Genomic DNA, 8,904 nt, shown 5'->3' with positions numbered 1-8,904 from the left:
CGGAACGGCGGCAACGAAAACTCCCGCTCGCAGAGCTCGCGAGAGTTATTAAAGCCGCCTGACCCGGCCCGTCCGGCGCCCCTGCATCTCAGCGCCTGACCCGGCCCGTCCGGCGCCCCTGCATCTCAGCGCCTGACCCGGCCCGTCCGGCGCCCCTGTGTGCGGGACTGCCGAGCCTGGCGACCCGTCAGGCGTCCCTTACGGGGCGGAGTCCACTACCGACGTCTTTACCGAGGTCCAGGCTGAAACCGTGCCGGCCGGAGCGTCGGGGAAGTCCTGCAGCAGCACGTCCTGTTCCCCGAGGACCAGTCCCGAGTCCGGATCTATGATGATGTCCGTTCGCGATGTTCCCTCCGGGTTCGGGATTCCGATGGCGATGCCTGTCCTGCCGTCCACCGTTGCCTGTTTGTCGCTCACGGTCACACCGGGGATAAGCGCAGCGGCCCGGTACATGGTAGCCCGCAGCTCAGCGGGGACGGCCCCCGTGCGCAGGCCGTCCGCGATTGTCACGAATGCCTCCCTTTCCGGTGTTTTGCCTTTGCCTTCGGTGCGCTCGTAAATGAGGTCCAGCAGTTCCCGGGGATCCCGGGGTAGGCTTCCGGCTTCCGCGAGGGGGGTGCCGATGATGACCATCGGCGCCTGCCCGTAGAAAGCTCCTCCCGGCCCGCGCTGGATTCCTACCGTCGGATTCGGCAGGCCGCCCTTGCCCTGCTGCAACAGCTTGGTCATTTCGGCGGCGGCTGCCTTGACGGCGTCAGAGGAGGGCTCCAACGGAATCCGCTCTCCGCGGTCCCAGACCCATTCCCCGTTCTTGTCTGCCGGTATGTAGAGCTGATCAGTGACGGTCGCCTGCCAGGAAAGATCGCTGCCGTCAGCCATCTGCATACCGGACCAGGTCAGCTCGGTTGTGTCAATCAACAGGTACTGGCCGGGGCCCACCACCGGGTCCGAGGTCCGGATGGTGGCGTCGGCCGCGGCGTTGAGGACTTCGGCCGCCTCAGCGGTGGCCCCGGGGCTGCCGGGCCGGACGACGTCGGCCACCACTATGCCGCCCACAAGCAGAGCTGCAGCGGCGGACGCGAGCAGCACACGGCGTCGGACGCGGGGCGCTGCCGGCACTGCACGTCCGGGCAGTGGAGGAACCGCGTGGAGGTGGGAGGGCGAAGTGCTTTGCGCCGCCGGCGGGGCACCCATTACAGCCAGCGACCTGGCGCGGCTGCCGGCCAGTTCGGATTCGGTGAGGTGACGCGCGGGGTCCACGGAGGCAAGCTGATGTTCGGTGCCGCCTGACAGGTTAGTTTTGCTCATCATTTCGCTCCCTCTGACTGGAAATCCGTAGCTAGCAGGCGGCCAAGTGCTTTGCGCGCCCGGTGCAGGCGCATCCTGACGGCGGTGGCGCTGGTATCAAGCAGGTCTGAGACCTCGCTTGAACTGAATCCGTCCCAGTAGGTCAGGAGGAGGACTTCGCGCTCATCGGAACCGAGCCGGGCCAGGGCCTCGTGGATCCGGGATTCATCCGTGTCGCGCTCATGCTCCCGCTCGAGCTGGAGGGCTCCCAGGAGGCTCGCGGACCGCTGTGCGGCCCGGTCATGGTTGCGGAGGACGTTCCTCGCGATCCCGAAGAGCACCATGACGGTCAGGCTCTCCTGCTGCCCGGTCTTCTCCCAGGTAATCCGGAAGACCTCGGCGCACAGGTCTTCGGCAGTTGCGGCATTTTCGGTTCGACGGCGGAAGTAGCGGTAGATGCGGTCATGGCCCGCGGCGTGGGCCGCCAGGAAACGCTTCTCCCTCTCCAAGTCCCGTTGTTCCTTCCGGACGGTTTGTAAGCTCATGCCCTGTTAATGTCCGGCAGCCCCCAAAGTGTAACTGCGGCTTCCGAAACCCCGCCTGCAACAAGAACCTGTCCGGTATGTTCCACCCACGAACGGCGTCGGACACACGAAGGGGCCTGGCGGAGGCGGCTTTAATACTTCCCGCGAGCTGAAGCGAGCGGGAAGTTTCGTTGCCGCCGGAACCAGGCCCCGTAGGTGCCAACGTTTCCAGCGAAGAAGTTACCGCCAGCCGGCGTCCGGTGCCACCAGCTTGACGATGCTCTCGAGCAGATGCGCGTTGTAATCCACGCCCAGCTGGTTCGGTACGGTAATCAGGACCGTATCGGCCGCCTGCACAGCGGCGTCAGCGGCCAGCTCCGCGGCGATGACGTCGGGTTCGCCGATGTAGCTCTTGCCGAACCGCGCCAAGCCGCCGTCGAGGTGGCCCACCTGGTCCCGGCCCTCGGCCTGGGCACGCAGGCCGAAGTAATGCCGGTCCTGCCCGGTCACCAGCGGGATGACGCTGCGGCTCACGGAGACCCGCGGCGTGCCCTGGTGGCCGGCGTCGGCCCAGGCCTTGCGGTACACCTCGATCTGCTCCGCCTGCAGCTGGTCGAACGGCACGCCTGTGTCCTCGGTCAGCAGGGTGGAGCTCATCAGGTTCATGCCCTGCTCGCCGGTCCACTTGGCCGTGGCCCGCGTGCCCGAACCCCACCAGATGCGCTCGGGCAGTCCGGGAGACAGGGGATCGATGGACATGGGAGCGGTTGTGCCGGTCATGGCCGGATCGGACCGGGCCACCCCGGCACCGGCAATGGCGGCACGGAAGACCTCGGTGTGCTGCCGCGCCATGTCGGCGTCGGAGGAATCCGGCCCCGGAACGTAACCGAAGGACTCATATCCCCGCAGGGCCGGCTCGGGGGATCCCCGGCTGATGCCCAGCTGCAGCCGGCCGCCGCTGATCAGGTCCGCAACGGCGGCATCCTCGGCCATCGACAGCGGATTCATATAGCGCATGTCGATCACGCCGGTGCCCAGCTCGATGCGGCTGGTCCGGGCGGCCATGGCGGCGAGCGTGGGGAACGGGGCGGAGAACTGCGGGGCAAAGTGGTGCACCCGCATGTACGCGCCGTCGACGCCGATTTCCTCCGCAGCGACCGCCAGCTCGATCTGCTGCAGCACAGCGTCCCGTGCAGTCGGCGTTTGGGACCCGAGTGCGTTCCGGTAGTGTCCGAAGGACAGGAACCCTATTCGTTTCATACCAGCCACAGCGTTGGAACAATCGGCCGTATTCCCGCTCCTGGGGACAGGTTGGTGCCGCGTCGCCGGGAGCAGTGAACAGGAAGCAGGAACAGTGCACATCACCATGGTCCCGGGGTACACCGGTTCGTCGTCGGCGCATTGGCAGAGCCGCTGGGAGGCGGACCTGCCGCAGGTCACCCGCTTTGCGCCGTTGTCGTGGGACGAACCTGAACTGGAGGACTGGATGGCAGCCCTGGACCGGGCCGCCGGGGCGCGGCACGGGGACACGGTCCTGGTGGCGCACAGCCTTGGCTGCCTGGCCGCGGCCGAGTGGCTGCTGCGCAACCCCGGGGGCGCCCGCGGCGTTTTCCTGGTGACGCCACCCGATCCTGCGGCCGCGTCCTTTCCGGCTCCGGCCGGGTCCTTCCGCAACCCCCGGCTGGAGCCGCTGCCGGTGCCGGGGCTGCTGGTGGCCAGCGAGAGCGATCCGTACTGCGCGTTGCCCGCCGCGCAGAGCATCGCCGCGGGCTGGAACGTGCCGCTTGTCTGTGCCGGGGAACTCGCCCACATCAACGAGGACGCCGGCGTGGGCTACTGGGAGCAGGGCCGGGACCTGCTGACCGCGTTCACCGCAGGGCTGGGGGAACGGCCCGCAATCGGATAAGAATGGGCACATGCAACTTCCGGTGATGCCTCCCATTGCGCCCATGCTGGCCAAGGCCGTCAGCTCCCTCCCCGAGGGGGACTACCTCTACGAGCCCAAGTGGGACGGGTTCCGGTCCATCATTTTCCGGGACGGGGACGACGTCGAAATCGGCTCCCGGAACGAGAAGCCCATGACGCGGTACTTCCCGGAGCTGGTGGAGGCGCTGAAGCAGAACCTGCCCGAGCGCTGCGTGATGGACGGGGAAATCGTGATGGTGGCTGCGGACGGCACGCGTCTGGACTTCGAACTGCTGCAGCAACGCATCCACCCGGCAGCCAGCCGGGTGAAGCTGCTCGCCGAGCAGACCCCCGCCCGTTTTGTGGCCTTCGACCTGCTGGCTCTGGGCGACACCGATTACACCGGCAAGCCGTTCGCCGAACGGCGGGAAGCCCTGGTGCAGGCGCTGAAGCCGGCCCAGGCCCCGGTCTCCGTCACCGCCGCCACGGACGACGCCGGCACGGCACGGGACTGGTACGAGCGGTTCGAAGGTGCCGGGCTGGACGGTGTGGTGGCCAAACCCCTGGACGCGCCCTATGCGCCGAACAAGCGGACCATGGCCAAACTCAAGCACGAACGAACTGCCGACTGCGTGCTGGCCGGGTACCGGGTGCACAAGTCCGGACCGGACCTGATCGGGTCGCTGCTGCTGGGAATCTACAACGACGACGGCGAGCTCACCAACGTGGGCGTGGCGGGCTCCTTCTCCATGGACCGGCGGCGGGAACTGTTCGAGGAACTCCAGCCGCTGATCGCCGGGGAGGAGGGGCACCCGTGGGCGGAAGCCGAGCAGGAAGCGGGTACCCGCACGCCACGCAACTCCGAAGGCAGCCGGTGGAGCGGCAAGAAGGACCTGTCCTTTGTCCCCCTGCGCCCGGAGCGGGTGGTGGAAGTGAAGTATGACCATATGGAAGGCGAACGGTTCCGGCACGTGGCGCAGTTTGTCCGCTGGCGGCCGGACCGCACCCCGGAATCCTGCACCTACGCACAGTTGGAGGAGCCGGTGAAGTTCGACCTGGCGGAGGTCCTCGGCGCGTAGCATGCCCCGCAGCGGTGCCGGGCTGATGCCGCGGGTTAGAAGAGGTCGCCGGCGTCCGCAAGGACGGCTGCTGTGTAGCCCTCCCGGTAGCCGGTCTCCGTGGGGTGCAGGTCGAAGGGGCCGCCGTCCAAGCGGATCCAGGAGTCGGCAGCGCCCGAGCCGTGCCCGGCGAATTCGTCCACCACGTCTACGAACACAGCGCCGTCCGGCACTTGCCCGGCGATGACCGAGTTGAGCGCATCGGTGCCGGAGTTGAAGAGGTCCACCGCTTCGGCGCTGAGGGGGCCGGCGGTGCCCGGCTCGAAAAGGTGCGGATAGCCGGTGACCACCAGCGTTGCGTTCGGGGCCAGGGTGCTGATCTGCTCCAACTGCGCGGCCAGTGACGGGGCGAGGACGTCCGCCGCGTACATTTGCGCCTGCTCCACGGCGGGAACACAGGCAGCCGGAAGCGTGGCCCCGGCGCACGCCGCCACAACGGACCCGAACCGGACGTCGTTGCCGCCGATGGTCACGGTGACAACTTCGGTGTCGGCATTAAGAACGCCACGGGCTTCGGCGTCGGCTATCTGTTCGGGCAGATCCACGGGTCCCTCCGGTGCCACCGGGTCCGTGGTCAGCGCGGTGGCTCCGGCGCAGGTTTCATCTGCATCCAGCTCCACGCGGTCCATGGCGTCCAGCAGCGCCGGATACCCTTGGGCGGTCCGGCCGCAAGCGTCCAGCACCGGGCCGCCGCCGTAACCGGACGCGTAGGAGTCGCCGAAGGCCACGTAATTGACGGGTTCGGCGGGCCATGGCCCGGCCGATGTGGAGGCGCTGTTGGACGGATCAGTCCCTGCGCCGGATGATGTCTGGACTGACGGTGTCGCCGGGGAATCGGCGGATTCCAGTCCGGAGCAGCCAGCGAGCAGCGTTGCTCCGGCCAGCAACGGCACTCCGGCCAGCAATGCGGCAAGGCGCGCCGCCCGGCCGTGCACGCGGGGCGGGCTCATCACTGGGCTCCTGCGGAAACGCCGGAATACGGACTGCTCACGGAAAAGAGTCTTCCGTACACCCGGGTCTCCGGCAATCGGTGGGCACCGATCCCGTGCCGGGAACGCGGGGAACCCTGATCGGAACGCGGGGAATTCGGATCGGAACGCCGGGATCCCGGGATGCGCGGTGTCCCGGGATCCCCATGCTCCGTGCGGCATGGCCTGACACCGCAGCCGGGACGGGGGTGTGGTGCAGGTCACTCTGCGCTAGGCTGTCGAGATACCGACCGCCTGTTCAGTAATTCGACAGGTCCAGTCATCCGGCAGGTCCAGCATTCCGGGCAACGGTGCCCGGCCGCGTCCGTGAAAGGTTTCCCATGACGGCTACAGCCCTCGACGTCGAATACGTGCCCAGCTATGTCCGCGACGCCTGGTGGACGCCGGGCGGGGATGGAAGCGGAACCGAGGTGCGGGACGCCAGCACCGGGGAACTGCTGGCCCGGGTCAGCACGGACGGGCTGGACACTGCCGCCGCCGTCGCCCATGCGCGCAGCACCGGCCAGGCCGAACTGGGGAAACACACCTTCCACCAGCGGGCCCTGATGCTCAAGGAACTGGCACTCTTCCTCAACAGCCGGCGGGAGGAGCTGTACGAGGTCTCCGCCCGGTCCGGGGCCACCCGGAAGGACTCGCTGGTGGATATCGACGGCGGTATCGGCGTCCTGTTTGCCTACGGTTCCAAGGGGCGGCGCGAACTGCCCAATGCGACCGTCATCACCGACGGTGCGGTGGAGCAGCTTTCCAAGGACGGCTCCTTCGTGGGCGAGCACATCTACACCCGCCTGCCCGGCGCCGCCGTGCAGATCAATGCCTTCAACTTCCCGGTCTGGGGCCTGCTGGAAAAGCTGGCCCCCGCCTTCCTCGCCGGCGTGCCGAGCATCGTCAAACCGGCCACCCCCACCGGCTACCTGGCCGCCGCGGCCGTCCGGCTGATCGTGGAATCCGGCATCCTCCCCGCAGGGTCGCTGCAGCTGATCTCCGGGCCGGCCCGGGACCTGCTGGACCACCTGGACTACCGGGACCTGGTCTCCTTCACCGGCTCGGCGTCCACCGCCGAGAAGCTGCGCGCGCACCCGAATGTCGCCGTCGGCGGTGTCCGCTTCACCGCGGAGACCGATTCCCTCAACGCCGCCATCCTGGGGCCCGATGCGGTGCCCGGCACCCCGGAGTTCGAGGCCTACATCAAATCGCTGGTCACCGAAGTGACCGTCAAGGCAGGCCAGAAGTGCACCAGCATCCGGCGGGCCCTGGTGCCGAGGGACCTGGTGGACCAGGTGGTGTCCGCAGCGGCCGAACGTATCCGGCAGCGGGTGGTCCTGGGTGATCCCCGGGGGCAGGATGTGACCATGGGGGCACTGGCCTCCGTGGAACAGCTCGAGGGTGTCCGCAACGCGGTCCGCACCATGATCGATGCCGGCGCGGAACTGGCACTGGGCTCCCTGGCGGCGCCCGACGTCGTCCTGGCGGACGGCAGTACGGGTACCGCGCCGGAGGGGGCCTTTATGGAGCCGCTGCTGCTGACCTGGCCGGATCCCGACGCCGATGCGCTGCACAGCATCGAAGCCTTCGGCCCGGTGGCCTCGGTGGTCGGCTACGACAGTGTGGCCGACGCTGTCCGGCTGGCCGCCCGCGGCGGAGGCTCACTGGTGGCGACCGTCTGCACGAACGATCCCGGGGTGGCCGCCGAAGTCCTCACCGGCATCGCCGGGCACCATGGACGGGTGCTGATCCTGAACCGCGAGGATGCGGCCAGCTCCACCGGCCACGGCTCACCCGTTCCGCACCTGGTCCACGGCGGGCCGGGCCGCGCCGGCGGGGGAGAGGAACTGGGCGGCATCCGCGCGGTGCTGCACTACATGCAGCGCACGGCGGTGCAGGGCTCACCCAACATGCTGACCTCGCTCACCGGCATCTGGCATACCGGTGCGGACCGCCGGTTCGACGGCGGCCACCCCTTCCGCAAGCCGCTGAGTGAGCTGCGGATCGGCGACGCCGTGCGGTCCGATCTGCGGACGGTGACACTGGAGGACATCAGTGCCTTTGCGGAAACCACCGGCGATACGTTCTATGCCCACACTGATGCCGCCGCGGCCGAGGCCAATCCGTTCTTCCCCGGCATTGTGGCGCACGGCTACCTGCTGCTGTCCTGGGGTGCCGGGCTGTTCGTGGATCCGGCACCGGGTCCGGTGCTGGCCAACTACGGGCTGGAGAACCTGCGCTTCCTCACCCCGGTGGCCGCCGGGGACGCCATCCGGGTCACCCTGACCGCCAAGAAAATCACTCCCCGCGAAACCGACGGGTACGGCGAGGTTGCGTGGGACGCGGTCCTCACCAACCAGAACGATGAACTCGTGGCTACCTATGACGTGCTGACCCTGGTGGAGAAATAGAGGGCGGCCCACAGGATCCGGCGTTTCGCGTAACCCTAATCCCGGCGGGTATGCAAGCCGTCGAAGACCATGGTGATGATGTTGTCGGCCAGTTTCTGCGCCGGCAGGGGACCGCCGGGTTTGTACCATTCGACAATTGAGTTGATGGTGCCGAAGAGCAGCCGGGTGGTGGTGCGCGGATCAATGTCGCTGCGCACCGAGCCCTCGCGCCGGGCAGCGTCCACCAACTCCGCCACCCGGTGGTCGAACTCCCGCCGCCGGGCCAGCGCACTGCGTTCGATGTCCGTGTTGCCACGCAGGCGCAGCAGCAGGGTAACGAAGGGAAGGCGCGCCGTCAGCACGTCGATGGTGCCGCGCAGCACGAACTCCAGGCGTGCGTCGGCGGCGCCGGTGGAAGCCCCCGGATCGTCCAGGACCGCTTCCAATCCGTCGAGGGCATGGTCCAGCGCCAGGCGCAGCAGGTCCCCCTTGGACGGCACGTGGTGGTAGATGGCCGACTTCGTGATGCCCAGGTTTTCGGCCAGGATCCCCATGGAGGTTGCCTCGTAGCCGTGCCGGTTGAACACATCCACCGCCACGTTGAGCACCGTCTGCTGGTCATAGCCCGGGCGGCCGCGTTTCCCGGGAACGGGGGCGGCGGAGGGAGCGGGTTCGGCGGCAGCAGGCATGGCGTCATTTTCCCATGCCG

General features: G+C 68.2%; 8 protein-coding genes. 3 read left to right on the top strand and 5 right to left on the bottom strand.

All coding sequences use genetic code 11. The features are described from left to right. Positions 1-198 precede the first annotated feature (198 nt). From AC5RUF_RS03195 to AC5RUF_RS03185, 3 genes are all read right to left on the bottom strand, one after another. On the bottom strand, positions 199-1,308 hold the full coding sequence (locus AC5RUF_RS03195) for a CU044_5270 family protein (RefSeq protein WP_494129686.1): 1,110 nt from the start codon (positions 1,306-1,308) through the stop codon (positions 199-201). Next, the gene (locus AC5RUF_RS03190; RefSeq protein WP_494129685.1) at positions 1,308-1,832 is read right to left on the bottom strand and encodes an RNA polymerase sigma factor; all 525 of its coding nucleotides are present in this window, start codon (positions 1,830-1,832) and stop codon (positions 1,308-1,310) included. The genes AC5RUF_RS03195 and AC5RUF_RS03190 overlap by 1 nt, the downstream gene beginning before the upstream one ends. A 219-nt stretch (positions 1,833-2,051) precedes the next feature. Beyond that, positions 2,052-3,071: an LLM class flavin-dependent oxidoreductase gene (locus tag AC5RUF_RS03185; RefSeq protein ID WP_493998493.1), complete on the bottom strand. Its 1,020-nt coding sequence runs from the start codon at positions 3,069-3,071 to the stop codon at positions 2,052-2,054. 94 nt (positions 3,072-3,165) lie between these two features. On the opposite strand from AC5RUF_RS03185, the gene AC5RUF_RS03180 reads away from it, so the two are divergent. After that, positions 3,166-3,717 (top strand): RBBP9/YdeN family alpha/beta hydrolase, encoded by a 552-nt coding sequence (locus AC5RUF_RS03180; RefSeq protein WP_494129684.1) that lies wholly within the window; start codon positions 3,166-3,168, stop codon positions 3,715-3,717. A gap of 10 nt (positions 3,718-3,727) precedes the next feature. Next, a complete protein-coding gene (locus AC5RUF_RS03175) occupies positions 3,728-4,795 on the top strand; it encodes an ATP-dependent DNA ligase (protein WP_494129683.1) in 1,068 nt (355 codons plus the stop codon). A 35-nt stretch (positions 4,796-4,830) separates the two neighbouring features. On the opposite strand, the gene AC5RUF_RS03170 is transcribed toward AC5RUF_RS03175, so the two are convergent. After that, positions 4,831-5,784, bottom strand: coding sequence for an SGNH/GDSL hydrolase family protein (locus AC5RUF_RS03170; protein ID WP_494129682.1), 954 nt, complete (start codon positions 5,782-5,784; stop codon positions 4,831-4,833). Between the two features lie 359 nt (positions 5,785-6,143). Here AC5RUF_RS03170 and paaZ point away from each other — a divergent pair, with 359 nt between their 5' ends. Continuing rightward, positions 6,144-8,216: a phenylacetic acid degradation bifunctional protein PaaZ gene (paaZ, locus tag AC5RUF_RS03165; protein WP_494129681.1), complete on the top strand. Its 2,073-nt coding sequence runs from the start codon at positions 6,144-6,146 to the stop codon at positions 8,214-8,216. Between the two features lie 35 nt (positions 8,217-8,251). Here the strand turns inward: paaZ and AC5RUF_RS03160 are convergent, their stop codons facing one another. Continuing rightward, a complete protein-coding gene (locus AC5RUF_RS03160; protein WP_493997821.1) occupies positions 8,252-8,884 on the bottom strand; it encodes a TetR/AcrR family transcriptional regulator in 633 nt (210 codons plus the stop codon). Positions 8,885-8,904 lie beyond the last annotated feature (20 nt).

The sequence above is a fragment of the Arthrobacter sp. Y3224198 genome, from assembly GCF_059090025.1.
Note: the sequence above shows the minus strand (reverse complement) of the source record. Positions and strands in the feature narration are given on the sequence as shown.

Excerpts from the sequence above, each read along its gene's own strand:
- AC5RUF_RS03170 (WP_494129682.1), bottom strand. The coding sequence starts at position 5,784 with ATGAGCCCGCCCCGCGTGCACGGCCGGGCGGCGCGCCTTGCCGCATTG.
- paaZ (WP_494129681.1), top strand. The coding sequence starts at position 6,144 with ATGACGGCTACAGCCCTCGACGTCGAATACGTGCCCAGCTATGTCCGC.
- AC5RUF_RS03190 (WP_494129685.1), bottom strand. The coding sequence starts at position 1,832 with ATGAGCTTACAAACCGTCCGGAAGGAACAACGGGACTTGGAGAGGGAG.
- AC5RUF_RS03195 (WP_494129686.1), bottom strand. The coding sequence starts at position 1,308 with ATGAGCAAAACTAACCTGTCAGGCGGCACCGAACATCAGCTTGCCTCC.
- AC5RUF_RS03185 (WP_493998493.1), bottom strand. The coding sequence starts at position 3,071 with ATGAAACGAATAGGGTTCCTGTCCTTCGGACACTACCGGAACGCACTC.
- AC5RUF_RS03175 (WP_494129683.1), top strand. The coding sequence starts at position 3,728 with ATGCAACTTCCGGTGATGCCTCCCATTGCGCCCATGCTGGCCAAGGCC.
- AC5RUF_RS03160 (WP_493997821.1), bottom strand. The coding sequence starts at position 8,884 with ATGCCTGCTGCCGCCGAACCCGCTCCCTCCGCCGCCCCCGTTCCCGGG.